Here is a 24,863-nt window from a genome sequence, read left to right on the forward strand (position 1 = left end):
CCCCTCCCGCCGGGCGGCCGGGTCCCCCCCACACACGCCCCCCCCCCCCCCGCGCCCCCGGCGGGGCGCCCCCACCCCCCCGCCCCCCCCCCGGGCCGGGGGGGGACGGGCGCTTCGTCCGTTCGGCCCGCTCCGAGCGGGTCAGGCCCGCGAGCGGTGTGCCACGTAGGCGAGGGTGCCCAGCAGCAGCCTGGCCGGGGGCGGCTTCGGGGCGGAGTCGAGAGCGGGGGAGCGCAGCCAGCGGACCGGGCCGAGTCCCGCGCGGTCGGAGGGCGGGGCGGTGATGAACGTGCCCGGGCCGAGGCCGTGCAGGTCGAGGGAGGCGTCGTCCCAGCCCATGCGGTAGAGCAGCTCGGGAAGTTCGGCGGCGGAACCGGGGGACACGAAGAAGTGGGCGCGGCCGTCCGGGCCGGCCGTCACGGGACCGAGCGGCAGGCCCATGCGTTCCAGCCGGACGAGCGCGCGGCGCCCGGCCGCCTCGGCGACCTCGATGACGTCGAAGGCCCGGCCGACCGGCAGCATCACCGCGGCGCCCGGGAAGCCCGCCCAGACGCCGGTCGCCTCGTTCAGTGTGGTGCCCGCCGGGATCGTGGGGGCGAAGGCCAGGGGGTGCGCACCCGGCGCTGGGCAGTCGGCCCGGCCGCACGAGCACGCCCCCGCGGCGGCTCGGGCACCCGGGACCACGTCCCATCCCCACAGTCCGGTGAACGCGGCGACGGCGCCGCCCTCCGACGAGCGGCCGCGGCGACGAGCACCGGTCCGGATGTCGCGCATCGCCCGACTACTGCCGATCGTGAAGCCCATGCCCCCTCCAACGGGTCCGGTGCGCCCGTGGTTACGTGACGGAACCGGATTGTCACCCTCTGTTCCTGCCTGCCCGGTTTCACGCGATCCAGACAGCGCCTTGTCGCGCATGGGGTGGTGTGTTCGGCTCCGTGCGCCCTGGAGTGCGCTTCTCCGCCCACCCTTGGTCGTTCTGTGTCAAGTGAATCGCGAGCAGGGCGACTGGAGTTCATTCGAAGGGGTGGCGAATGGTGGCGTTTCACGGATCGCCATGGCTGGACGCGTGATCGTAGGATTACTTTGAGTGCACGAGTCCTGGGGTTTTGTTTACTCGCGAGTATGCCAAGGGCAAGCAGGGTTCCCGTTCGAAGGGTGAGAACTACCGGACGCGCGGCCGCGTTTACGGGCATTCTGATAGGGCTTGGCGCAGAGCGGCGACAAGTGGTCTCGGGGAGTGGGGGCGTTCCAGTGGGCGGCAACGGCGGAGGCGGGACGAACGCTGACAGGCGCCCCAACGAGCTGCTCGGCTCGTGGTTCGTGCGCAGTGGCTGGTCGAAGGGCGAGCTGGCGCGCCAGGTGAACCGCAGGGCCCGCCAGTTGGGGGCCAACCACATCTCGACGGACACCTCGCGGGTGCGCCGCTGGCTGGACGGGGAGAACCCGCGCGAGCCGATCCCGCGGATCCTGTCGGAGCTGTTCTCCGAGCGGTTCGGCTGTGTCGTCGCCGTGGAGGACCTCGGTCTGCGCGCCGCCCACCAGGCGCCCTCCGTGTCCGGCATCGACCTCCCGTGGACCGGCCCCCAGACCGTCGCGCTCATCAGCGAGTACTCGCGCAGCGACCTGATGCTGGCCCGGCGCGGCTTCCTCGGCAGTTCGCTGGGGCTCTCCGCGGGCCCGGCCCTCATCGAGCCCATGCAGCGCTGGCTCGTGCCCACCCCGTCGGCGGCGTACGAGCCGGCCGAACCGCCGGCCTCCACGCGCCGCGGCGGCAGGCTCTCCCAACCGGAGCTGGACCTCCTGGAGTCCACCACCGTGATGTTCCGTCAGTGGGACGCGCAGTGCGGCGGCGGACTGCGACGCAAGGCCGTCGTCGGGCAGTTGCACGAGGTGACCGACCTCCTCCAGGAGCCGCAGACCGCCGCCACCGAGAAACGCCTGTTCAAGGTCGCAGCCGAACTGGCCGAGCTGGCGGGCTGGATGAGTTACGACGTGGGCCTCCAGCCCACCGCGCAGAAGTACTTCGTGCTCGCCCTGCACGCCTCGAAGGAGGCGGGCGACAAGCCGCTCGGCTCGTACATCCTCTCCAGCATGAGCCGTCAGATGATCCACCTCGGGCGACCCGACGACGCGCTGGAACTGATCCACCTCGCCCAGTACGGCAGCCGTGACTGCGCGAGCCCGCGCACCCAGTCGATGCTGTATGCGATGGAGGCCCGCGCCTACGCCAACATGGGCCAGCCCGGAAAGTGCAAGCGGGCCGTCCGCATGGCCGAGGACACCTTCGCCGACGTGCACGAGTGGGACGAGCCGGACCCCGACTGGATCCGCTTCTTCTCCCGGGCCGAGCTGTACGGCGAGAACTCGCACTCCTACCGTGACCTCGCCTACGTCGCCGGGCGCAGCCCCACGTACGCCTCCATGGCCGAGCCCCTGATGCAGAAGGCGGTCGACCTCTTCGGCAAGGACTCCGAGCACCAGCGGTCGTACGCGCTCAACCTCATCGGGATGGCCACCGTGCACCTGCTGCAGCGTGAGCCCGAGCAGAGTGCCGTCCTGGCCAAGGAAGCCCTGAGGATCGGCAGGAAAGTGCGCTCCGAGCGCGTCAACACTCGTATCCGAAAGACGGTCGACACCGCCGTCCGCGACTTCGGGGATCTCGCCGAGGTCATCGACCTCACCGACCAGCTCGCCGTCGACCTGCCCGAGACCGCCGAGGCGGTTTGACCCAAGGCCGCCGAGGCGGCCCCGCCCAGTGCTCCGGCCGCGGCCGGTCGTCCCTGAACTGCCCGACTCGGCTCCCCCATGCCAGGTCATCGGACGACCGGACGTGGCCGGTTCCGCTGTATGCGGCCTCCGCCGGCGGCCGCTGTATGCGGCGCCCGCCGGCGCCGCTCGCGCCGCCCCGGCCCGACCCCGCGAAAATGCCCCACACGGTGGTCACGTCCCCGCGCGCCCAGAGCGCCGCGAGCGTTCCCCCGGAGATTGCGTCACGATAACGATCGCTTCGACCGCAATCAGGCAGTTCATGAACGTGTAACACACAGAGCGCCTTCGTCACTGGTGCGAAACATCGAGGGGCGTCCACGGAAACCGCGCTGCGTCAATCTCATGGCGCATAACCGGCCCACCCCTCACGACCACTCAGGCTTCGCCCGCACGGGGCCGTACCAACGACGAGGAGACGCCGATGGCACCAGCCATCACCCTTGCCGCAGAGGCACCCAAGCTGTCTGCCGCAAACACAGGGTTCATGCTCATCTGTTCCGCCCTCGTGCTCATCATGACGCCGGGCCTCGCCTTCTTCTACGGAGGCATGGTCCGCGTCAAGAGCACGCTCAACATGCTGATGATGAGCTTCATCAGCATGGGGATCATCACCATCCTGTGGGTGCTGTACGGCTTCTCGCTCGCCTTCGGCACGGACAAGGGATCGTTCATCGGCTGGACCTCCGACTGGGTCGGCCTCAGCAACATCGGTCTGACGGAACTCTGGCCCGGATACACCATCCCGGTCTTCGTCTTCATGGTCTTCCAGCTCATGTTCGCGATCATCACGCCCGCGCTGATAAGCGGTGCCCTCGCGGACCGGGTGAAGTTCACCGCGTGGTCGATCTTCATCACGCTGTGGGCCACACTCGTCTACTTCCCGGTCGCCCACTGGGTGTGGGGCACCGGCGGCTGGGCCTTCGACCTCGGCGTGATCGACTTCGCCGGCGGTACGGCGGTCCACATCAACGCGGGTGCCGCGGCGCTCGGCGTGATCCTGGTCATCGGCAAGCGCGTCGGCTTCAAGAAGGACCCGATGCGCCCGCACAGCCTTCCGCTGGTGATGCTCGGCTCCGGTCTGCTGTGGTTCGGCTGGTTCGGCTTCAACGCCGGCTCGTGGCTCGGCAACGACGACGGCGTCGGCGCGCTGATGTTCGTCAACACGCAGGTCGCCACCGCGGCCGCCATGCTCGCCTGGCTCCTCTACGAGAAGATCCGGCACGGCGCGTTCACCACGCTGGGCGCCGCCTCCGGCGCGGTCGCCGGTCTGGTCGCCATCACCCCGTCCGGTGGCGCGGTCTCCCCGCTCGGCGCCATCGCGGTCGGTGCCATCGCCGGTGTCCTGTGCGCCATGGCCGTCGGCCTGAAGTACAGGTTCGGCTACGACGACTCCCTGGACGTCGTCGGTGTCCACCTCGTCGGCGGTGTCATCGGCTCCCTGCTCATCGGCCTCTTCGCCAGCGGCAAGGGCCAGTCGACGGTCGAGGGCCTCTTCTACGGCGGCGGCCTGACCCAGTTCTGGAAGCAGTGCGCCGGCGTCTTCGCCGTCCTCGGCTACTCCCTGGTCGTCTCCGCGATCCTCGCCTTCGTCATCGACAAGACCATCGGCATGCGGGTCACCGAGGACGAGGAGATCGCCGGCATCGACCAGGCCGAGCACGCCGAGACCGCATACGACTTCAGCGGTGCCGGTGGTGGCGCCGCCCGGACCGCCGTGCCCGCCCCGGCCGACACGGACGCCAAGAAGGTGGACGCATGAAGCTCATCACCGCCGTCGTGAAGCCCCACCGGCTCGACGAGATCAAAGAGGCACTGCAGGCCTTCGGCGTCCACGGACTGACGGTCACCGAGGCGAGCGGCTACGGTCGGCAGCGGGGACACACCGAGGTGTACCGCGGCGCCGAGTACACGGTCGACCTCGTCCCCAAGATCCGCATCGAGGTGCTGGTCGAGGACGACGACGCCGAACAGCTCGTCGACGTCGTCGTCAAGGCGGCCCGCACCGGCAAGATCGGTGACGGCAAGGTGTGGTCCGTCCCGGTCGACACGGCCGTCCGGGTCCGCACCGGCGAGCGCGGCCCCGACGCGCTCTGACGGACCGGCCCGCACGAAGAGGAAAGACAGGAGTCGCTGGGTGACGAGTACCAACACGCGAGTGGAAGCAGAGGACTCGGGACCCAGCGGCTACGCGGCGGCCCGGCTGCGCCTCCTCCAGGAGGGGGCGCGGTCCGGGCCGCCGCGCCGTACCGCCCTCGCGGAACTGACGGACGACTGGCTGACCGGCCTGTTCACCGCCGGATCCCAGGGCCTGCGCGGAGTCTCCCTCATCGCCGTCGGCGGCTACGGCCGCGGCGAGCTCTCCCCGCGCAGCGACCTCGACCTGCTCCTCCTGCACGACGGCAGCGACCCCGGCGCCGTCGCCGCCCTCGCCGACCGCGTCTGGTACCCCGTCTGGGACCTGGGCCTCGATCTCGACCACTCGGTCCGTACCCCGGCCGAGGCCCGCAAGACCGCCGCCGACGACCTCAAGGTCCAGCTCGGCCTCCTCGACGCCCGCCACATCGCCGGCGATCTCGGCCTCACCGCCGGACTGCGCACGGCCGTCCTCGCCGACTGGCGCAACCAGGCGCCGAAGCGACTGCCCGAGCTCCAGGAACTGTGCGCGGAGCGCGCCGAACGCCAGGGCGAACTCCAGTACCTCCTCGAACCCGACCTGAAGGAAGCCCGCGGCGGACTGCGCGACGCCACCGCGCTGCGCGCCGTCGCCGCCTCCTGGCTCGCGGACGCACCCCGCGAAGGCCTCGCGGACGCCCGCCGCCGGCTCCTGGACGTCCGCGACGCCCTGCACCTCGCCACCGGCCGCGCCACCGACCGCCTCGCCCTCCAGGAACAGGACCAGGTCGCCGCGGAACTCGGACTGCTGGACGCCGACACCCTCCTGCGCCAGGTGTACGAGGCCGCGCGCGTCGTGTCGTACGCCAGCGACGTCACCTGGCGTGAAGTCGGACGCGTCCTGCGCTCGCGCGCCGTACGACCCCGGCTGCGCGCCATGCTGGGCGGCGGCAAGCCCGTCGCCGAACGGTCCCCGCTCGCCGAGGGCGTGGTCGAACAGGACGGCGAGGTGGTGCTCGCCCGCGCCGCCCGGCCCGAGCGCGACCCTGTGCTCCCGCTGCGCGCCGCGGCCGCCGCCGCGCAGGCGGACCTCCCGCTGTCCCTGCACGCCGTACGGCGCATGGCGGCCGCCGTACGTCCCCTCCCCACACCCTGGCCCGCCGAGGCACGCGAACAGCTCGTCACCCTCCTCGGCTCGGGCCGCCCGACCATCGAGGTCTGGGAGGCACTGGAGGCCGAAGGACTCATCACCCGCCTGCTGCCCGACTGGGAGCGGGTGCGCTGCCGGCCCCAGCGCAACGCCGTCCACATCTGGACCGTCGACCGCCACCTCATCGAGACGGCCGTCCGCGCCTCCGAACTGACCCGCCGCGTCGGCCGCCCCGACCTCCTCCTCGTCGCCGCCCTCCTCCACGACATCGGCAAGGGCTGGCCCGGCGACCACTCCGTCGCCGGCGAGATCATCGCCCGGGACGTGGCCGCCCGCATCGGCTTCGACCGCGTGGACGTGACGGTGCTCGCCACCCTCGTACGCCACCATCTGCTGCTCGTCGACACCGCGACCCGCCGTGACCTGGAGGACCCGGCCACCGTCCGCTCCGTCGCCGAGGCCGTCGGATCGCAGGGCACCCTGGAACTGCTGCACGCGCTCACCGAGGCGGACGCGCTGGCCACCGGGCCCGCCGCCTGGTCCTCCTGGCGCGGCTCCCTCGTCGCCGACTTGGTCAAACGGGTCTCGGCCGTGCTCTCCGGGGACGCTCCCGAGGAGCCCGAGGCCGCCGCGCCGACCGCCGAGATGGAACGCCTCGCGATCGAGGCGTACCGCACGGGCGGGCCCGTCCTGGCCCTGCGCGCGCAGACGGAACCCGTCGACACCGATGCCGAACGCGCCGCCGCCCCGGCCGATCCGGAACCGCTCGGCGTGGAGCTCCTCATCGCCGTCCCCGACCAGCCCGGCGTGCTCCCGTCGGTCGCCGGCGTCCTTGCCATGCACCGGCTGACCGTCCGCACCGCCGAGCTGCGCGCCCTGGACCTGCCCGACGGTGTCGACGGCTCGGTGCTGCTGCTCAACTGGCGCGTCGCCGCCGAGTACGGCTCCCTGCCGCAGGCCGCCCGGCTGCGCGCCGACCTCGTACGCGCCCTCGACGGCTCCCTCGACATCAGCGCCCGCCTCGCCGAACGCGACGCCGCCTACCCGCGCCGCCGTGGCGTCGTCGCGCCCCCCGCGCGCGTCACCGTCGCGCCGGCGGCGTCCCGCCTGGCCACGGTCATCGAGGTCCGCGCCCATGACGCCCCGGGCCTGCTGCACCGCATCGGGCGGGTCCTGGACAGGGCGCGGGTGCGGGTACGGAGCATGCACGTCTCCACGCTCGGCGCGAACGCCGTGGACGCCTTCTACGTGACGGGCACGAAGGGGGAACCCCTGCCGGGGGAGGAGGCGGCCTCGGTGGCACGGGCGGTGGAGGAGGCACTGCGAGCCTGACCTCACCGCCCTCGGCCCGGCGCCACGTCCGCGTGGATCCTGGCCCGCGCTCGTCCCGCGCGGCCGTCGGGCCCGTTCGTTCCGCGCGGAGAGCGGATGTGATCTCCGCGACGCGGGGAGCCGTCCCGTCGCCCGAAGCCGGTCCGGTGGGGCCCTGGGCCGCGTCCCCGCCCGTCGAATGCGGTGTGCGGGGACGAATCGCTTGCGGGGACAGATACCCTGGAGGGCAGCCCGAAACGACCCCGACTCCGAGGACCGAAGCCACCGTGTTCGATACCCTCTCCGACCGCCTCAGCGCGACGTTCAAAAACCTCCGCGGCAAGGGGCGCCTCAGTGAGGCGGACATCGACGCCACGGCACGCGAGATCCGCATCGCGCTCCTCGAAGCCGATGTCGCCCTGCCCGTCGTCCGCACGTTCATCAAGAACGTCAAGGAACGGGCCATGGGCAGCGATGTCTCCCGGGCCCTCAACCCCGCCCAGCAGGTCCTGAAGATCGTGAACGACGAGCTCGTCACGATCCTCGGCGGTGAGACCCGCCGTCTCCGGTTCGCCAAGAACCCGCCCACCGTGATCATGCTCGCGGGCCTCCAGGGCGCGGGCAAGACCACGCTCGCCGGAAAGCTCGGCAAGTGGCTCAAGGACCAGGGTCACTCCCCGATCCTCGTCGCCGCCGACCTCCAGCGCCCGAACGCGGTGAACCAGCTCAGCGTCGTCGCCGAGCGCGCGGGCGTCGCCGTCTACGCCCCCGAGCCGGGCAACGGCGTCGGCGACCCGGTCAAGGTCGCCAAGGACTCCATCGAGTTCGCGAAGGCCAAGGTCCACGACATCGTGATCGTGGACACCGCCGGCCGCCTCGGCATCGACCAGGAGCTGATGCAGCAGGCCGCGGACATCCGCGACGCCGTCAGCCCCGACGAGATCCTCTTCGTCGTCGACTCGATGATCGGCCAGGACGCGGTCAACACCGCCGAGTCCTTCCGCGACGGCGTCGGCTTCGACGGCGTGGTGCTCTCCAAGCTCGACGGTGACGCCCGCGGTGGTGCCGCCCTGTCGATCCGGCAGATCACCGGCAAGCCGATCATGTTCGCCTCGAACGGCGAGAAGCTCGACGACTTCGACGCGTTCCACCCTGACCGGATGGCCTCCCGCATCCTCGACATGGGTGACCTCCTCACCCTGATCGAGCAGGCGGAGAAGACGTTCAGCCAGGAAGAGGCCGAGAAGATGGCCTCCAAGCTGGCGTCCAAGAAGGGCCAGGACTTCACCCTGGACGACTTCCTGGCCCAGATGGAGCAGGTCCGGAAGATGGGCAGCATCAGCAAGCTGCTCGGCATGCTCCCGGGCATGGGCCAGATCAAGGACCAGATCAACAACCTGGACGAGCGGGACGTCGACCGGGTCGGCGCGATCATCAAGTCGATGACCCCGGGCGAGCGCCAGGACCCGACGATCATCAACGGCTCGCGCCGCGCCCGTATCGCCAAGGGTTCCGGCGCCGAGGTCAGCGCGGTCAAGGGTCTGGTCGAGCGCTTCTTCGAGGCCCGCAAGATGATGTCCCGCATGGCCCAGGGCGGCGGGATGCCGGGCATGCCGGGGATGCCGGGCATGGGCGGCGGCCCCGGCCGCGCCAAGAAGAAGCCGAAGCAGGCCAAGGGCAAGCAGCGCTCCGGCAACCCGATGAAGCGCAAGCAGCAGGAGGAAGAGGAGGTGGCCCGCCGCGAGGCGGGCGCCCAGGGCGGCAACGCCTTCGGCCTCCCGCAGCAGGGCACCCAGGACGACTTCGAGCTGCCGGACGAGTTCAAGAAGTTCATGGGCTGACGCTCCTGGACCGACCTCCCGTCCCGTACGGGAGCCCCGTCGTGACGCCCACTGGGGGCGCCTCTCACCGCGAGAGGCGCCCCCAGTGGCATGACCGCGGGTGCCGGTGTCCGCCATCTGTCGTAACGTCCCCTTATGAGCAACCCAGTGCCGCCGCGCAAGGCACCGGACCAGCCGTGGCGTACCGAGGGCACGCCACCCGAGCCGACGCCGCCGCCGGGCGGCCGGCGGAAGCTGCCGGGCGGCTGGTGGAGCCTGGCCCTGGCCGCGCTCATCGTGTTCCTGATCGCCAACCTGGTGCTGTCCTTCTACAACCAGGGCAACGAACCGACGATCTCGTACACGGAGTTCAGCCGGCAGGTCGACGACGGCAACGTCACCAAGATCTACGCCAAGGGTGACGCGATCCAGGGGCAGCTCAAGACCTCGCAGGAGAAGCCCGACGGCGACGGGAAGTACACCAAGTTCAAGACCCAGCGACCGGTCTTCGCCGGCGACAAGCTGTGGGACAACCTGCAGAAACACGACGTCACGGTGACCGCCTCGCCGGTGGTCCAGGAACGCAGTTTCCTGTTCAACCTGCTGATCTCGCTCGCCCCGATGATCCTGCTCGTCGTCCTGTGGATCTTCATCGCCCGGCGGATGGGCTCCGGCATGGGCGGCGCGGGCGGCATGCTCGGCCGCAAGACGCCGCCGAAACCGGTCGAGCTGGTGCCCGGCGGCAAGCGCACCACGTTCTCGGACGTGGCCGGCATCGACGAGGTGGCCGGCGAGGTCGACGACGTCGTGGACTTCCTCAAGAACCCCGACGCGTACCGCAGGATGGGCGCCAAGATGCCGCGCGGCGTGCTGCTGGCCGGCCCGCCCGGCACGGGCAAGACCCTGCTCGCACGGGCCGTCGCGGGCGAGGCGGGTGTCCCGTTCTTCTCCGCCTCCGCCTCCGAGTTCATCGAGATGATCGTGGGCGTCGGCGCCTCGCGCGTGCGCGAACTGTTCGCCGAGGCCCGCAAGGTGGCACCCTCCATCATCTTCATCGACGAGATCGACACCATCGGACGGTCACGGTCGGGCGGCTCCGCCATGGGCGGCCACGACGAGCGCGAGCAGACGCTCAACCAGATCCTCACCGAGATGGACGGCTTCTCCGGCTCGGAGGGCGTCATCGTCATCGCCGCCACCAACCGCGCGGACATCCTGGACCCGGCGCTCACCCGGCCCGGCCGCTTCGACCGTGTCGTCAACGTCTCGCCCCCCGACCGCGCCGGCCGGAAGGCGATCCTGGAGATCCACACCCGCGAGATCCCGCTCGCCGAGGACGTGGACCTGACCCAGGTGGCCCGTACGACCCCGGGCATGACCGGCGCCGACCTCGCCAACCTCGCGAACGAGGCGGCCCTCCTCGCCGTCAAGCGCAAGCAGACCGAGGTGACCCGGAGCGACCTCTCCGAAGCGCTCGAAAAGGTCCAGCTCGGTGCCGAACGCTCCCTCGTCATGCCCTACGAGGAACGCCGCCGCACCGCGTACCACGAGAGCGGCCACGCCCTCCTCGGGATGCTGCGGCCCGGCGCCGACCCCGTCCGCAAGATCACCATCGTTCCGCGCGGCCGCGCGCTCGGCGTCACGCTCTCGACACCGGACGCGGACCGGTACGCGTACACCGAGGAGTATCTGCGCGGCCGGATCATCGGCGCCCTCGGCGGCATGGCCGCCGAGCACGTCGTCTACGACGTCATCACCACGGGTTCGGAGAACGACCTGGAACAGGTCACCAACCTCGCACGGGGCATGGTGGCCCGCTGGGGCATGAGCGAACGCGTCGGCCGGCTGTCGGCGCTGCCCAACGACACCCAGCAGGCCTACGGCCTCGCGGCGGCCCCGGGCACCCTCGACTCGATCGACCACGAGATGCGCCGCATCGTCGACGAGTGCTACGAGGAGGCCTGCCAGAAGCTCCGCGACCACCGGGGGCAGCTCGACGCCCTGGCGGAGGCGCTTCTCGCGAACGAGACGCTGGAGGAGGCCGAGGCCTACCGGATCGCCGGGGTGCCCCGGACGACCAAGGAGGTGTGACCCCGGCGCCCGGGCCCGCACCCAAGCCACCGCACCCAAGCCACCGCACCCAAGCCACCGCGCTCCCGCAGCCGGGATCCGGCGTGAGGGGCCGTGCCGGTACATCGATGCCCGCCACCACCACGCACACCCGCACCCGCCACCACCACGCACCACCCGCACCCGGCAACGCGCGCGAGGGGACGTGCCGGTACATCGATGCCCGCCACCACCACGCACCACCCGCACCCGGCAACGCGCGTGAGGGGACGTGCCGGTACATCGATGCCCGTCGCCACCGACGCCCACCCCTCACCCAACGGCGACGGGCTGATGCACCGGCACGGCCCCGACCCACCCACCGGTGTCAGGGCGTACGGGCGATCAGATACCGGAACACGTTCGGCATCCAGACGGTCCCGTCCCGCCGCAGATGAGGATGCAGCGCCTCCTCCACCTCCTTGTCGACCTGCGCCTGGTCGGTGGCATCGACCGCGGCGTCGAAGAGCCCCGTGGAGAGCAGCCCGCGTACGGCACTGTCCACATCGGCGTAGCCGAACGGGCAGGCCACACGCCCCGAGCCGTCCGGCCGCAGTCCGGCCCGCTGGGCCACCTCCTCCAGGTCGTCCCGGCGGGCGGCACGCCAGCTCGCCGCGCCGCGCAGGGGATCGGCCAGTTTCGTGGCCACCCGCAGCACGGCCGAGGTGGTGCACCGCTCCGGCGGCCCCCACCCGACGAGCACCACGGGCGTTCCCCGGACCGCGAGCGGCGCCGCCTCCGCGAGCTGCGCACCGAGCCCCTCGGAGTCGCCGGCCACGCACCCGATCGGTTCGAACGCGGTCACCAGGTTGTACGCCGGCGTTCCCTCCACCACCGTGTCCCGGGGGGATCCGGACACGATCCGGGCCATGGCGCGCGGGCCCGTGTCCCGTTCGGACGGCAGCAGACGTTCCCGTGCGAGGGCCAGCCGTCCGGGCGACGAGGAGTCGACACCCGTGACCGCGGCGCCGCGGGAGCCGGCCATCAGCAGGGCGAGCCCCGACCCGCAGCCGAGCCCGAGCAGCCGTGTCCCGCCGCCCACTTCGAGCCGCTCGTAGACGGCCTCGAAGAGCGGCACCAGCATCCGCTCCTGGATCTCGGCCCAGTCACGCGCGCGTGCACCCCGGTCCGAGCGGGGCGGTGGGCCCGCGTGAGGAAGGTGCTGCCGCACGAGCGTAGGTGTCATCGAAAGTGCCCCAATCCGCCGAGAGTTGCCGCCGGGCCCCCTTCCTCCGCCCCCGCGCGCGAGGCCCGCACTCCCCCCGTATGTCAGGTAACTCCGCCCTCGACGTGCCGTCCAGGGGTCTCGGGGGCCCGTTTACGGCCCGGCCGCGAAAGGCGCAAGAATTCACATACCGGCAACGTGGGCCCGTAGCATCACCCGCATGGCAAAGGCACCCGTTCTCACTCCCCAGGCGGACGATTTCCCGCGCTGGTACCAGGACTTGATCAACAAGGCCGAGCTCGCCGACAACGGACCGGTGCGCGGCACCATGGTCATCCGGCCCTACGGGTACGGGTTGTGGGAGCGGATGCAGCAGGAGCTGGACGCCCGCATCAAGGACGCGGGTGCCCAGAACGCCTACTTCCCGCTGTTCATCCCGCAGTCGTACCTGACCCGGGAGGCGGAGCACGTCGAGGGCTTCGCGCCCGAGCTCGCGGTCGTCACGCACGGCGGGGGCAAGGAGCTGGAGGAGCCGGTCGTCGTCCGCCCCACCTCCGAGACGATTGTCAACGAGTACTTCTCCAAATGGGTGCAGAGCTACCGCGACCTGCCGCTGCTGATCAACCAGTGGGCGAACGTGGTCCGTTGGGAGATGCGCCCGAGGGTGTTCCTGCGAACGACCGAATTCCTCTGGCAGGAGGGGCACACCGCGCACGCCACGCACGAAGAGGCCCGGGACTACGCCGCGCGCATCCACAAGGAGGTGTACGCCGACTTCATGGTGAACGTCCTCGGCATCGATGTCGTCCTTGGCCGGAAGACGGCGAGCGAGCGGTTCGCGGGCGCCGTCAACACCCTCACCCTCGAAGGGATGATGGGCGACGGCAAGGCGCTCCAGCTGGGCACCAGCCACGAGCTGGGGCAGAACTTCGCGCGGGCGTTCAACACCCAGTACCTGTCCAGGGACGGGAAGCAGGAGCTCGTCTGGCAGACCTCCTGGGGGGCCTCGACCCGCTTGGTGGGTGGCCTGATCATGTCGCACGGTGATGACAGTGGGTTGCGGGTGCCGCCCCGCCTCGCCCCGGTACAGGTCGTCGTCCTCGCGATCAAGGGGGACGAGGCCGTTCTGGCCAAGGTCCGCGACATCGGCGAGCGGCTGGCGGCGGCGGGTGTTCGGGTCAAGGTCGACGACCGTACGGACACCCCCTTCGGGCGCCGCGCCGTCGACTGGGAGCTCAAGGGCGTCCCCGTACGTATCGAGGTCGGGCCCCGTGACCTGGAGAACGGCACGGCGATGCTCGTCCGCCGCATTCCCGGAGGCAAGGAGCCGGTGGCCCTCGACGCGCTGGCCGCCTTGCTCCCCGGCATCCTGGAGGAGGACCAGGCGCTCCTCCTGAGGCAGTCCCGCGAGCGCCGCGAGTCCCGTACGGCGGACGTGTCGAGCATCGGCGCGGCCGTGGAGGCCGCCGTGGCCGGCGGCTGGGCGCGCATTCCCTGGGCCGACCTCGGCGAAGAGGGCGAGGCCAAGCTCGCCGAGCACGCGGTGACCGTACGGTGTCTGGTCGCCGAGGACGGGTCGGTGCCGGACGCCGACGACGCACCCGGTAACGTCGCCGTCGTCGCCCGCGCGTACTGAGCCGAACAGCAGGGCGGCCGAAACACCTCTTGCGCATCCGCCGACCACAGGTGCCCCGGCGTGCTGAAATCGTCTACGCGCCGGGACGTACGTGTGCCTACGTACCGCCTTGGTATGAGCTGTAACGCTTCTCCGCAGATCAGCGCACCCGACCTCGTCGGTTCACATCAGTGGCAACTGACGGGTACGTGCAAATTATTTGGGATGCCCCGTAATAGGAACACGGAGGCACTCCCGCTCGTTCTCATTACGTGAGCACGACACCACCTGTTCTCGCCGCAGAGCTGGCAGGGGCGTGGGCCGACATTCAGCGGCACCACCCCGAACTGCCCGATCTTGCCGCGCCAGAGTCCCTGATCGGAGAATCGTCGTCCGCCTGCGGACACGAACTCTCCTTCGAACGACTGCTTCACGAAGCAGTCCACGGCATCGCCGCCGCCCGCGGAGTCCGCGACACCTCGCGCGCCGGCCGCTATCACAACCGCAGATTCCTCGCGATCGCCGAGGAGCTGGGCCTGGACCACCCCGAGGAGCCGCATCCCAGCAGTGGCTTCTCGCTGGTCACGCTCAACCCCGAGGCGAAGCGTCGCTACCGCCCGACCATCGAGCGGCTCCAGCGGGCGCTGAAGGCCCACACGGCCGCCACGTCCGCGGACACCGCCCGCTCGTTCCGCGGCCCGGCCGCCCGACACGGCTCCTCCGGGGGAGGCGTCCGCGTCAAGGCCGTCTGCGACTGCGGGCGCAACGTGCGCGTGGTCCCGTCCGTCCTCGCGCAGGCGCCGATCGTGTGCGGAGGGTGCGGCAAGCCGTTCCGGATTCCGGAGGTGGTCGGGGCAGCCGCCGGCTGAGGTACGGGCTCCACCGGCGTCTCGTGGGTGCCGGACGAGTTCGCGCGGCCCGTGAGCAGTCGTGCCTCCCCCACTGCCCTGGAGCACGTGGGGGAATTCAGGAGGCACGAGTGCGCGCGGGCGGCATCTCTCCGAGGCCCCGGGTGGCCGGTGCACGTCATCCATGCCTGTCGGGCACCTGGAACGCCGGGTGCCCGAAAGGCATGCGCTCGTCCAGGCACGTGCTCGTCCAGGCACGCGGTGGTCGAGGCATGGACTCGTTCAGGCGTGGGCTCGTGCGGCGGGCGTGGGCTCGCCCACCCTCGGTCCGGGCGGAGCGCGGGATGTGGCAGAATGGCTAGCTGTACTCGACAGCCGCATAGGACCCCTCTCTCCTCCGGCTGACGCGTCCATCGGGCACTCGGGTACCGCAACCCCACGCGGCCATCTCTGCGTGCCCAACCCCGTCAAGACCAGGAGACACCACTTCCGTGGCAGTCAAGATCAAGCTGAAGCGTCTGGGCAAGATCCGTTCGCCTCACTACCGCATCGTCGTCGCCGACTCCCGTACCCGCCGTGACGGCCGGGCCATCGAGGAGATCGGTCTGTACCACCCGGTGCAGAACCCTTCGCGCATCGAGGTCGACTCGGACCGCGCGCAGTACTGGCTGGGTGTCGGCGCGCAGCCGACCGAGCCCGTGCTCGCCATCCTGAAGCTGACCGGTGACTGGCAGAAGTTCAAGGGCCTGCCGGCCCCGGCTCCGCTGCTCGTCGCCGAGCCGAAGGCCGCGCGCCCGCTGTTCGACGCCCTCGGTGGCGACGACACGGGCAAGGGTGAGGCCATCACCCAGAAGAAGAAGGCTGAGAAGAAGGACGAGGCTGCGGCCGAGTCCGAGTCGACCGAGGCCTGAGCATGCTCGAGGAGGCTCTCGAGCACCTCGTGAAGGGCATCGTCGACAACCCCGACGACGTGCAGGTCGCCTCGCGTGACCTGCGCCGCGGACGCGTTCTCGAGGTCCGGGTTCACCCGGACGACCTCGGCAAGGTGATCGGCCGCAACGGCCGCACCGCGCGCGCTCTGCGTACCGTCGTGGGTGCAATCGGCGGCCGCGGTGTCCGCGTCGACCTCGTCGACGTGGACCACGTCCGCTGACGTAACAGGCAACACCGGCTCGGGCCGGGGAGGGCTTACGAGCCGTCCCCGGCCCGTAGTCGTCTGCGAACCCGTCCGGGCGGCCGCCGGGTCCCTCCCGGAGAGGGCGCCCGTCAACCTCACGGACGCCCGCGCTCCCGCGGTCGTCCGGGAACATCGCCGTCGGCACACGACAGGAGATCAAGCACAGTGCAGCTGGTAGTCGCTCGCGTCGGCCGTGCCCACGGCATCAAGGGCGAGGTCACCGTGGAGGTCCGCACCGACGAGCCGGAGCTCCGGCTCGGCCCCGGTGCCGTCCTGCTCACCGATCCGGCCTCCACCGGACCACTGACCATCGAGACGGGCCGCGTCCACAGCGGCCGTCTCCTGCTGCGCTTCGCGGGCGTGCGGGACCGCAACGCCGCCGAGGCGCTGCGCAACACCCTGCTGATCGCCGAGGTCGACCCGGACGAGACGCCGGAGGACCCGGACGAGTACTACGACCACCAGCTCATGGACCTGGACGTGGTCACCGCGGACGGCGCCGAGGTCGGTCGCATCACGGAGATCTCGCACCTGCCCTCGCAGGACCTGTTCGTGGTGGAGCGTCCGGACGGCACCGAGGTGCTGATCCCGTTCGTGGAGGAGATCGTCGTCGAGATCGACCTGGAGGAGCAGCGGGCCGTCATCGACCCGCCGCCCGGCCTGATCGACGACCAGGCGGAGATCGTCTCCACCAGGGACGCGGAGAACGAGTCCGCCAAGGACGCGGAGAACGGCTCCGCCGGGGCCGGCGAGGACGCCACGGAGGCCGACGCCTGATGCGGCTCGACGTGGTCACGATCTTCCCCGAGTACCTGGAACCGCTGAACGTCTCACTCGTCGGCAAGGCCCGCGCGCGCGGGCAGCTCGACGTGCACGTGCACGACCTCCGGGACTGGACGTACGACCGGCACAACACGGTCGACGACACGCCCTACGGCGGCGGGCCCGGCATGGTCATGAAGACCGAGCCCTGGGGTGACGCCCTGGACTCCGCCCTGGCGGACGGCTACGAGACGGGCGCCCGCGGCCCCGCCCTCGTGGTCCCCACCCCCAGCGGGCGCCCGTTCACCCAGCAGCTCGCCGTCGAACTCTCCGAGCGCCCCTGGCTGGTCTTCACGCCCGCGCGCTACGAGGGCATCGACCGCCGTGTCATCGACGAATACGCGACCAGGATGCCCGTCTACGAGGTGTCCATCGGCGACTACGTCCTCGCCGGCGGCGAGGCGGCCGTCCTCGTCGTCACCGAGGCCGTGGCGCGGCTGCTGCCGGGAGTCCTCGGCAACGCCGAGTCCCACCGCGACGACTCCTTCGCCCCCGGCGCCATGGCCAACCTCCTGGAGGGGCCGGTGTACACCAAGCCCCCGCGGTGGCGCGGCCGTGAGATCCCCGAGGTGCTGGTCAGCGGCCACCACGGGAAGATCGCCCGCTGGCGCCGCGACGAGGCCCTGCGCCGTACGGCGGCGAACCGGCCGGACCTCATCGAGCGCTGCGAGGCCTCCGGCTTCGACAAGAAGGATCGCGAGATGCTCTCGATCCTGGGCTGGAGCCCGGCCCCCGACGGCCGATTTTGGCGCAGGCCACAGGCCGTGGAAGAATAGGCCGCTGCTCTCCGTCGTCCGGCGTGCGCCCCTGCCACAGGGGGACACGACGCCCGTCCCGACGAGACGGCATCATCTTCGAACCCCTCTCCCGTTGATGACCTGTGGCATCAGCGAAGAAAGCAGACAAAATGTCCCACGTGCTCGACATCGTCGACGGCGCCTCGCTGCGCACCGACATCCCGGCCTTCCGCCCGGGTGACACCGTCAACGTCCACGTCCGCGTCATCGAGGGCAACCGTTCCCGTGTGCAGCAGTTCAAGGGCGTAGTCATCCGTCGCCAGGGCGCCGGTGTCCGCGAGACCTTCTCGGTCCGCAAGGTCTCGTTCTCCGTCGGCGTCGAGCGCACCTTCCCGGTGCACACCCCGATCGTCGAGAAGATCGAGGTCGTCACCCGCGGTGACGTGCGCCGCGCCAAGCTGTACTACCTCCGTGATCTGCGCGGCAAGGCCGCGAAGATCAAGGAGAAGCGCGACCGCTGAGCTTGTCCGCCGCGGTGACCCGTCGGCGACCGAGCCGGTAAGAAGGTGTCTCAGGGAGGCCGGATAGCATCTGGCCCCGATGGACACCGAAGCACAGCCCGTGGAGCGCGACCGCTCCTCCCGCCCTTCCGCTTCCGAGGAGATCTCGGACACAGCGGGGCCGGAGGAGCGGTCGCGTTCTGCGTTCGCCGACAAAGTCGCCGAGTGGCTCCCCGGGGGCCGGATCACCCTGACCGTGCTGGTCTGTCTGGTCTTTCTGCTGCTGGTCAGCCGCTTCGTGATGCAGCCCTTCGAAATTCCCAGCGGCTCCATGGAGTCCGGATTGAGGATCGGGGACCGCGTTCTCGTAAACAAGTTGGCGTACCGTTTCGGTTCCGAGCCGCAGCGGGGCGATGTCGTCGTGTTCGACGGCACCGGTTATTTCGGGAACGCGGACTACGTCAAACGCGTCGTCGGGGTTGAGGGGGACCACGTGGTCTGCTGCGACAAGGAGGGGAGACTCGAAGTGAACGGCCGATCGGTCGACGAGTCGACATTTCTCTATCAGGGCGACAGCCCGTCCGAGGTGCCCTTCGACGTCGTCGTGCCCGAGCGGTCCCTGTTCCTCCTGGGTGATCACCGCGGCCGCTCCAGCGACTCCCGCGATCACCTGGGCTCGCCCGGCGGCGGCATGGTCCCCGTCGGCGAGGTCATCGGCAGGGCCGACTGGATCGCCTGGCCCGCGGGCCACTGGACCCGTCTGACGCGTCCCGGCGCCTACGCGCGCGTGCCGGCCGCCGGGGGTGCCCGTGGGTAACCGCGGACGGGCGCGCGGGGTCTCCGCCAGCGCCGCCGACAACCTTCTCCCCACCGGGTCCCGGCGCGCCGCCGGAGGCGCCGCCCGGCCCAGCCGGGTCGAGCGCCGCAAGCTGGCGCGCAAGATCAAGCGGCGCAGGCGCCGCTCGACGGTCAAGGAGATCCCCCTCCTCGTCGGCGTGGCCGTGCTGATAGCCCTGGTCCTCAAGACGTTCCTGGTCCAGGCCTTCGTGATCCCGTCGGGCTCCATGGAGAACACGATCCAGATCGGCGACCGTGTCCTGGTGGACAAGTTCACCCCCTGGTTCGGCTCCCAGCCCAAACGCGGTGACGTCGTCGTCTTCAAGGACCCCGGAGGCTGGCTCACCGCCGAGGACACCAAGAAGAAGAGCGACCCCGTGGTCGTCAAGCAGTTCAAGGAGGGGCTGACCTTCATCGGACTGCTGCCCTCCGACAACGAGAAGGACCTGATCAAGCGGGTCGTCGGACTCGGCGGGGACACCGTCAAGTGCTGCGACACGGAGGGCCGGGTGACCGTGAACGGCACCCCCCTGAACGAGCCCTACATCTACGCCGGGGACAAACCGTCGGACTTCTCCTTCGAGGTGAAGGTGCCCGCGGGCCGGCTGTTCGTCCTCGGTGACCACCGGGGCAACTCCGCGGACTCCCGGTACCACCGCAGCGACAAGTTCAGCGGCACCGTCTCCGAGGACTCGGTCGTGGGCCGGGCGATGGTCATCGGCTGGCCCATCGGCCACTGGACGCGTCTGACGGAGCCGAACACCTTCTCGACGGTGGCCGACGCGCCCGGAGGGTCGGCTTCCGCTCCAGCCCTGTCGCATAGGGTGGCCTCTGCGGATCCAGATGGATTGATCCCGCTCCCGAGCCCTGCGGAACTCCCGCTCGTTATGGGAGTGGTGGGCCTGCGCCGAATACGGCGCGGGCGGCGGCACGGAGTGAGGAGTGGATGTGGGGGATGTGGCGGTCGGCGCGCGATCTGGGCACGAAGGTCCCGAGGGACAGCCGGAGCGGCCCGAGGATGCGGCTGCCCCGGCCGTAGAGCCCGATTCGGGTTCCGGGAGTGGCTCCGAGGACGGGGACGTCTCGACCGGGCGTTCCGGACGGGACCCGAAGTCGACCAAGCAGCGCTCCTTCTGGAAGGAGCTGCCGATCCTGATCGGCATCGCTCTGGTGCTCGCGCTGATTATCAAGACGTTCCTGGTCCAGGCGTTCTCGATCCCGTCGGACTCGATGCAGAACACCCTCCAGCAGGGTGACCGCGTCCTGGTCGACAAGCTGACTCCGTGGTTCGGCTCCGAGCCCGAGCGCGGCGAGGTCGTCGTCTTCCACGACCCGGACAACTGGCTGGCGGGCGAGCCCACGGCCAACCCGAACGCCCTGCAGACGGTCCTGAGTTGGATCGGCCTGATGCCCTCGGCCGAGGAGAAGGACCTCATCAAGCGGGTCGTCGGCGTCGGCGGTGACACCGTCGAGTGCAAGGGCACCGGCCCGCTGAAGGTCAACGGCAAGGCATTGAACGAGTCGTCGTACGTGTACGCGGGGAACACCCCGTGCAGCCAGGACGAGGACGGCGGCCAGTTCAAGGTCAAGGTCCCCGAGGGCATGATCTGGGTGATGGGCGACCACCGCCAGAACTCGCGGGACTCGCGCTACAACCAGGCGGACAAGCACCACGGCATGGTGCCCGTGAACGACGTCGTCGGCCGTGCCATCGTCAAGGCCTGGCCCATCAACCGCTGGGGCACCCTCCCGGTCCCGGACACCTTCGACCAGCCCGGTCTCAGTGACCAGGCGGCCGCGGCGGTCACCTCGCCGGGTTCCTTGGCCCTGCTGGGCGCGGCGCCGCTCGTGCTGGTGCGACGCAGGCGCAAGGCGTCCAAGGACGACTGAGCCTTCTCACGGCCTTCGGGGCCGGCCCCCGCGGACCTGTCCGCGGAGGCCGGCCCCGCTCGTTTCCGGGAAAGGATCCGGCCCGCTCCGGCGATCGTGATCCAGTGGGGGCTGACCCCGGACCGTACCCCTGGGTAAGGTGCGGGCTTATGGGTGGCGAGAGCGCAACACGTACGGCCCCGCACGGCGGCGGCACGGGCAAGGCCCCGGCGGGCGGCAAGACCGGACAAAGGTTGTCCGGGCTGGCCGTCGCGCTGGGCCTGCTGCTGTTCCTCGGCGGATTCGCCTGGGCGGCGGTTGACTACCGGCCGTACACCGTCCCCACGAGTTCGATGGCGCCGACGATCAACATCGGCGACCGGGTGCTGGCGCAGCGCGTCGACGGCAGCGAGGTCCGCCGCGGTGACGTCGTCGTCTTCGAGGACAAGACCTGGGTCACGGGCTCGTCGGTGGTCAAGCGCGTGGTCGCCGTCGGCGGTGACACGGTCGCCTGCTGCACCGACGGCAAGCTGACCGTCAACGGCAAGAAGATCGACGAATCGTATCTGCCCGAGGGAAGCCTCGCCGAGCTCACGGGCTTCCCGACCGTGAAGGTCCCCGAGGGACGGCTGTTCCTGCTGGGCGACGAGCGGCGTGGCTCGCTGGACTCCACCGCGCACCTCACGGACGCGGCCAGCGGGACCGTGGCGCGCGGCACCGTGAAGGCCCGGGTCGACGCCGTCGCCTGGCCGATGAACGGCATGCTCTCCCGCCCCGACGGCTTCAAGGTGCTCGGCGCCCTGTCCCAGCCGGGACCGCTCCCCACGATGATCGCCCTGGTGATCGCCGGCGCCGTCCTCGTGCTGGGCGGCGCGGCGTACGGGCCGGTCGCCAAGCTGGCGGGCCGTTCCCGCGGGCGCACGGAGTCCGCCGGTGCCCGCTGAGGCGGCCCACTCGGACGACACCCCCGGCCGGGACGGGTTGCGCAAGGTCGCCCGGGTCGTGCTGCTCGACCCGCAGGACCGCATCCTGCTGCTCCACGGCCACGAGCCGGACGATCCCTCCGACGACTGGTGGTTCACCCCCGGCGGCGGCGTGGAGGGCGACGAGACCCGGGAGCAGGCGGCTCTGCGGGAACTCGTCGAGGAGACCGGGATCACCGAGGTCGAACTGGGGCCCGTGCTGTGGCGGCGGATCTGCTCGTTCCCGTTCGCGGGGAGGCGCTGGGACCAGGACGAGTGGTACTTCCTGGCCCGTACGACCCAGACCGCCACGGCGGCCACGGGCCTGACGGACCTGGAGCGGCGCAGCGTCGCCGGAGCGCGCTGGTGGACGTGCCGGGAACTGACCGAGGCACATGAGACGGTGTATCCGACCAAGCTCGCCGGGCTGCTCCGCAGGGTGCTCGACGAGGGTCCCCCGGCCACGCCCGAGGTCCTCGACACGGAAATCGTCTAGGGGCTCTCGGGGCTGGCGCACAATAGGGGGACGCACGGCTGAAGGGGAACATGCCATGAGCGCCGAGGACCTCGAGAAGTACGAGACCGAGATGGAGCTGAAGCTCTATCGGGAGTACCGCGATGTCGTCGGTCTGTTCAAATATGTGATCGAGACCGAACGGCGCTTCTATCTCACCAACGACTACGAGATGCAGGTGCACTCGGTCCAGGGTGAGGTGTTTTTCGAGGTATCCATGGCGGATGCCTGGGTGTGGGACATGTATCGCCCCGCCCGCTTCGTGAAACAGGTGCGTGTCCTGACATTCAAGGACGTGAACATCGAGGAACTGAACAAGAGCGATCTGGAACTGCCAGGCGGCTGAGGACCGGAACCACGGTGGTGACTCGTACGGGTGACTGGGTTTTCCACAGTCACCCACTCGTCCACCAAGATCCAAAAGTTGTGTGATCCGGCCTCACTGTCGGTGCCGGAGGTGGTGCCGACATGAAGACATCCGAGGCACGCAAGGCACTGGGCGCCTACGGCGAGGAACTCGCCGCACGGCGGCTGACCGGGGCCGGCATGACGGTCCTGGCACGCAACTGGCGCGGTGGCCGTACGGGCGAGATCGACATCGTGGCCCGGGACGGCGACGCGCTGGTCGTCTGTGAGGTCAAGACCCGCACGGCGGGAGCGTTCCAGCATCCGATGGAGGCCGTCGCGCCGGCCAAGGTCCGTCGGCTGCGCGGTCTGGCCGAACGCTGGCTCCAGGAACACGGAGGAGCCCCGCCGGGCGGCGTCCGCATCGACCTGGTCGGCGTCCTGATCCCCGAACGCGGCGCACCCGTGGTCGAGCACGCGCGGGGGGTGGCCTGATGGCATTCGCGCGTACGTGTTCGGTGGCCCTGGTGGGTGTGGAGGGCGTCGTCGTCGAGGTCCAGGCCGACCTGGAGCCGGGCATCGCCGCCTTCACACTGGTCGGGCTCCCCGACAAGAGCCTGACGGAGAGCCGGGACCGGGTCAGGGCCGCGGTGGTCAATTCCGGCGCGGCCTGGCCGCAGAAGAAGCTGACGGTGGGGCTGAGCCCGGCCTCGGTGCCCAAGGGCGGCTCCGGGTTCGACCTCGCCGTCGCCTCGGCCGTGCTGGGCGCCGCCGAGCGGATCGACCCACGGGTGCTCGCCGACATCGTGATGATCGGGGAGCTGGGGCTCGACGGCAGGGTGCGGCCGGTACGCGGCATCCTTCCGGCCGTCCTCGCCGCGGCGAACGCCGGGTACGAACAGGTGGTGGTGCCGGAGTGCGCGGCGGCCGAGGCCTCGCTCGTGCCGGGAATCTCGGTGCTCGGGGTCCGCAGCCTGCGCCAGCTCATCGCCGTGCTGGCGGACGAACCGGTGCCCGAGGAGGAGCCGGACGAGCGGGGCCGCCCCGACCCGCTTTCGGCCGGCCTGCGCCTGCCCGGCACGGGCGAGGCCACCGGCCTGTGCGGCATCGCCGTGCCGGAACACGACCCGGGCCACGACCTCGGCGACGTCGTCGGCCAGCTCTCGGCGCGCACCGCTATGGAGGTGGCGGCGGCCGGTGGCCATCACGTCTTCCTCCAGGGGCCACCCGGCGCGGGCAAGACGATGCTGGCCGAGCGGATGCCGCTGATCATGCCGCGCCTGACCCGGCAGGAATCCCTGGAGGTCACGGCGATCCACTCCGTCGCGGGCCTGCTGCCGCCCGGCAAACCGCTGGTGGACGTCGCGCCGTACTGCGCGCCCCATCACTCCGCGACCATGCAGGCGCTCGTCGGCGGCGGAAAGGGGCTCGCACGGCCCGGCGCGGTGTCCCTGTCGCATCGGGGCGTGCTGTTCCTGGACGAGGCGCCGGAGTTCAGCGGCTTCGCGCTGGACGCCCTGCGGCAGCCGCTGGAGGCGGGACACGTGGTGATCGCGCGCAGCGCCGGAGTCGTGAGGTTTCCCGCGAAGTTCCTGATGGTGCTGGCCGCCAACCCCTGCCCCTGCGGGCGCTTCAGCACGACGAACGACTTCTGCGAGTGTCCGCCCTCGGTCATCCGCCGCTATCAGGCGAGGCTCTCCGGGCCGCTGCTCGACCGGGTCGACCTGCGGGTGGACGTCGAGCCGGTCACCCGGGCCGAACTCACCGCGCGCGGTGCCCGGGGCGAGTCGACGAAGACGGTCGCGGACCGGGTCCTCGCCGGGCGCGAGCGGGCCGCCGAGCGTCTGAAGGGGACTCCCTGGCACACCAACAGCGAGGTGCCGGGACGCGAGTTGCGCGGACGCTGGCAGGCGCGGGCGGGAGCGATGGACGAGGCCGAGCGGGGCCTGGAACGCGGGGTGCTGACCGCCCGTGGGCTCGACCGGGTGCTCCGGGTCGCGTGGACGGTCGCGGACCTGTCGGGACACGACCGGCCCGACGCCGGGGACGTCGCCCTGGCCCTCCAGCTGCGCACCGGGGTTCCGCGCGGGGTGCCGATGGCGATCGGCGCGCCGGGCGGTCATCCGGCGGGCGGCGGGGCCCGGGGACGCGGTGGCGGGGGGGTGGGGGTTACAACAAAACCGGCCCCCCCGACCGCGCGT

At 70.9% G+C, this 24,863-nt stretch carries 22 protein-coding genes and 1 pseudogene; 21 read left to right on the top strand and 2 right to left on the bottom strand.

Translation table 11 applies throughout. From position 1 onward, the window contains the following. Positions 1 to 141: 141 nt before the first annotated feature. Positions 142 to 804, bottom strand: a complete 663-nt coding sequence (locus tag ACFXGX_RS29925; protein ID WP_384796999.1) for a bifunctional DNA primase/polymerase — start codon at positions 802 to 804, stop codon at positions 142 to 144. A gap of 447 nt (positions 805 to 1,251) precedes the next feature. On the opposite strand from ACFXGX_RS29925, the gene ACFXGX_RS29930 reads away from it, so the two are divergent. The 6 genes from ACFXGX_RS29930 (at position 1,252) to ftsH (ending at position 11,253) form a co-directional block, all read left to right on the top strand. Next, positions 1,252 to 2,727, top strand: a complete 1,476-nt coding sequence (locus ACFXGX_RS29930) for a hypothetical protein (RefSeq protein WP_384797002.1) — start codon at positions 1,252 to 1,254, stop codon at positions 2,725 to 2,727. Positions 2,728 to 3,190: 463 nt separating this feature from the next. Beyond that, positions 3,191 to 4,528, top strand: coding sequence for an ammonium transporter (locus ACFXGX_RS29935; RefSeq protein ID WP_384797005.1), 1,338 nt, complete (start codon positions 3,191 to 3,193; stop codon positions 4,526 to 4,528). After that, the gene (locus tag ACFXGX_RS29940; RefSeq protein ID WP_037625082.1) at positions 4,525 to 4,863 is read left to right on the top strand and encodes a P-II family nitrogen regulator; all 339 of its coding nucleotides are present in this window, start codon (positions 4,525 to 4,527) and stop codon (positions 4,861 to 4,863) included. Before ACFXGX_RS29935 ends, ACFXGX_RS29940 begins: the two co-directional genes overlap by 4 nt. 40 nt (positions 4,864 to 4,903) lie before the next feature. Continuing rightward, positions 4,904 to 7,363, top strand: a complete 2,460-nt coding sequence (locus tag ACFXGX_RS29945) for a [protein-PII] uridylyltransferase (RefSeq protein ID WP_384797008.1) — start codon at positions 4,904 to 4,906, stop codon at positions 7,361 to 7,363. A gap of 266 nt (positions 7,364 to 7,629) precedes the next feature. After that, on the top strand, positions 7,630 to 9,183 hold the full coding sequence (gene ffh / locus ACFXGX_RS29950) for a signal recognition particle protein (protein WP_384797011.1): 1,554 nt from the start codon (positions 7,630 to 7,632) through the stop codon (positions 9,181 to 9,183). Positions 9,184 to 9,318: 135 nt separating this feature from the next. Next, positions 9,319 to 11,253, top strand: a complete 1,935-nt coding sequence (ftsH, locus tag ACFXGX_RS29955; protein WP_384797014.1) for an ATP-dependent zinc metalloprotease FtsH — start codon at positions 9,319 to 9,321, stop codon at positions 11,251 to 11,253. Positions 11,254 to 11,599: 346 nt separating this feature from the next. On the opposite strand, the gene ACFXGX_RS29960 is transcribed toward ftsH, so the two are convergent. Then, positions 11,600 to 12,457 carry an SAM-dependent methyltransferase gene (locus ACFXGX_RS29960; protein WP_384797017.1) on the bottom strand — a complete coding sequence of 286 codons (858 nt, stop codon included), beginning with the start codon at positions 12,455 to 12,457 and terminating at the stop codon, positions 11,600 to 11,602. Positions 12,458 to 12,656: 199 nt separating this feature from the next. Here ACFXGX_RS29960 and proS point away from each other — a divergent pair, with 199 nt between their 5' ends. The 15 genes and pseudogenes from proS to ACFXGX_RS30035 form a co-directional block, all read left to right on the top strand. After that, a complete protein-coding gene (proS, locus tag ACFXGX_RS29965) occupies positions 12,657 to 14,072 on the top strand; it encodes a proline--tRNA ligase (protein ID WP_384797020.1) in 1,416 nt (471 codons plus the stop codon). Between the two features lie 251 nt (positions 14,073 to 14,323). Next, on the top strand, positions 14,324 to 14,920 hold the full coding sequence (locus ACFXGX_RS29970; RefSeq protein ID WP_037625093.1) for a hypothetical protein: 597 nt from the start codon (positions 14,324 to 14,326) through the stop codon (positions 14,918 to 14,920). Positions 14,921 to 15,390: 470 nt separating this feature from the next. Beyond that, complete coding sequence (gene rpsP, locus ACFXGX_RS29975) at positions 15,391 to 15,810, top strand: 30S ribosomal protein S16 (protein ID WP_355769591.1); 420 nt, start codon at positions 15,391 to 15,393, stop codon at positions 15,808 to 15,810. Between the two features lie 2 nt (positions 15,811 to 15,812). After that, positions 15,813 to 16,052, top strand: a complete 240-nt coding sequence (locus tag ACFXGX_RS29980) for an RNA-binding protein (RefSeq protein WP_005479813.1) — start codon at positions 15,813 to 15,815, stop codon at positions 16,050 to 16,052. 189 nt (positions 16,053 to 16,241) lie between these two features. Further along, on the top strand, positions 16,242 to 16,853 hold the full coding sequence (rimM, locus tag ACFXGX_RS29985) for a ribosome maturation factor RimM (RefSeq protein ID WP_384797024.1): 612 nt from the start codon (positions 16,242 to 16,244) through the stop codon (positions 16,851 to 16,853). Next, entirely contained in the window at positions 16,853 to 17,674 is an 822-nt protein-coding gene (trmD, locus tag ACFXGX_RS29990) for a tRNA (guanosine(37)-N1)-methyltransferase TrmD (protein ID WP_384797027.1), read from the top strand. Before rimM ends, trmD begins: the two co-directional genes overlap by 1 nt. Before the next feature lie 131 nt (positions 17,675 to 17,805). Then, complete coding sequence (gene rplS / locus ACFXGX_RS29995) at positions 17,806 to 18,156, top strand: 50S ribosomal protein L19 (RefSeq protein WP_384797030.1); 351 nt, start codon at positions 17,806 to 17,808, stop codon at positions 18,154 to 18,156. A gap of 79 nt (positions 18,157 to 18,235) precedes the next feature. Then, positions 18,236 to 18,952, top strand: a complete 717-nt coding sequence (lepB, locus tag ACFXGX_RS30000; RefSeq protein WP_384797033.1) for a signal peptidase I — start codon at positions 18,236 to 18,238, stop codon at positions 18,950 to 18,952. After that, positions 18,945 to 20,033, top strand: a pseudogene (gene lepB, locus ACFXGX_RS30005) (signal peptidase I); the annotation flags it as partial. The gene lepB (ACFXGX_RS30000) and the pseudogene lepB (ACFXGX_RS30005), both read left to right, overlap by 8 nt. Then, the gene (gene lepB, locus ACFXGX_RS30010) at positions 19,921 to 20,862 is read left to right on the top strand and encodes a signal peptidase I (RefSeq protein WP_384797036.1); all 942 of its coding nucleotides are present in this window, start codon (positions 19,921 to 19,923) and stop codon (positions 20,860 to 20,862) included. The pseudogene lepB (ACFXGX_RS30005) and the gene lepB (ACFXGX_RS30010), both read left to right, overlap by 113 nt. A 149-nt stretch (positions 20,863 to 21,011) precedes the next feature. Continuing rightward, positions 21,012 to 21,785: a signal peptidase I gene (gene lepB / locus ACFXGX_RS30015; protein ID WP_384797039.1), complete on the top strand. Its 774-nt coding sequence runs from the start codon at positions 21,012 to 21,014 to the stop codon at positions 21,783 to 21,785. After that, on the top strand, positions 21,775 to 22,299 hold the full coding sequence (locus ACFXGX_RS30020) for an NUDIX hydrolase (protein WP_384797041.1): 525 nt from the start codon (positions 21,775 to 21,777) through the stop codon (positions 22,297 to 22,299). The genes lepB (ACFXGX_RS30015) and ACFXGX_RS30020 overlap by 11 nt, the downstream gene beginning before the upstream one ends. Before the next feature lie 55 nt (positions 22,300 to 22,354). Beyond that, complete coding sequence (locus ACFXGX_RS30025; protein WP_003965949.1) at positions 22,355 to 22,663, top strand: DUF2469 domain-containing protein; 309 nt, start codon at positions 22,355 to 22,357, stop codon at positions 22,661 to 22,663. A gap of 122 nt (positions 22,664 to 22,785) precedes the next feature. Beyond that, the gene (locus ACFXGX_RS30030) at positions 22,786 to 23,157 is read left to right on the top strand and encodes a YraN family protein (RefSeq protein WP_384797044.1); all 372 of its coding nucleotides are present in this window, start codon (positions 22,786 to 22,788) and stop codon (positions 23,155 to 23,157) included. Next, the coding region (locus ACFXGX_RS30035; RefSeq protein WP_384797047.1) for a YifB family Mg chelatase-like AAA ATPase at positions 23,157 to 24,863 on the top strand (1,707 nt) is incomplete at its 3' end. The genes ACFXGX_RS30030 and ACFXGX_RS30035, both read left to right, overlap by 1 nt.

It is taken from the genome of Streptomyces sp. NPDC059371, from assembly GCF_042751995.1.
GTDB lineage: Bacteria > Actinomycetota > Actinomycetes > Streptomycetales > Streptomycetaceae > Streptomyces.

Coding starts and splice junctions, on each gene's coding strand:
- ftsH (WP_384797014.1), top strand. CDS start 9,319: ATGAGCAACCCAGTGCCGCCGCGCAAGGCACCGGACCAGCCGTGGCGT.
- lepB (WP_384797033.1), top strand. CDS start 18,236: ATGGACACCGAAGCACAGCCCGTGGAGCGCGACCGCTCCTCCCGCCCT.
- lepB (WP_384797039.1), top strand. CDS start 21,012: ATGGGTGGCGAGAGCGCAACACGTACGGCCCCGCACGGCGGCGGCACG.
- ACFXGX_RS29935 (WP_384797005.1), top strand. CDS start 3,191: ATGGCACCAGCCATCACCCTTGCCGCAGAGGCACCCAAGCTGTCTGCC.
- ACFXGX_RS29980 (WP_005479813.1), top strand. CDS start 15,813: ATGCTCGAGGAGGCTCTCGAGCACCTCGTGAAGGGCATCGTCGACAAC.
- ACFXGX_RS30030 (WP_384797044.1), top strand. CDS start 22,786: ATGAAGACATCCGAGGCACGCAAGGCACTGGGCGCCTACGGCGAGGAA.
- rplS (WP_384797030.1), top strand. CDS start 17,806: ATGTCCCACGTGCTCGACATCGTCGACGGCGCCTCGCTGCGCACCGAC.
- proS (WP_384797020.1), top strand. CDS start 12,657: ATGGCAAAGGCACCCGTTCTCACTCCCCAGGCGGACGATTTCCCGCGC.
- ACFXGX_RS29940 (WP_037625082.1), top strand. CDS start 4,525: ATGAAGCTCATCACCGCCGTCGTGAAGCCCCACCGGCTCGACGAGATC.
- trmD (WP_384797027.1), top strand. CDS start 16,853: ATGCGGCTCGACGTGGTCACGATCTTCCCCGAGTACCTGGAACCGCTG.
- ACFXGX_RS29925 (WP_384796999.1), bottom strand. CDS start 804: ATGGGCTTCACGATCGGCAGTAGTCGGGCGATGCGCGACATCCGGACC.
- ACFXGX_RS29960 (WP_384797017.1), bottom strand. CDS start 12,457: ATGACACCTACGCTCGTGCGGCAGCACCTTCCTCACGCGGGCCCACCG.
- ACFXGX_RS30025 (WP_003965949.1), top strand. CDS start 22,355: ATGAGCGCCGAGGACCTCGAGAAGTACGAGACCGAGATGGAGCTGAAG.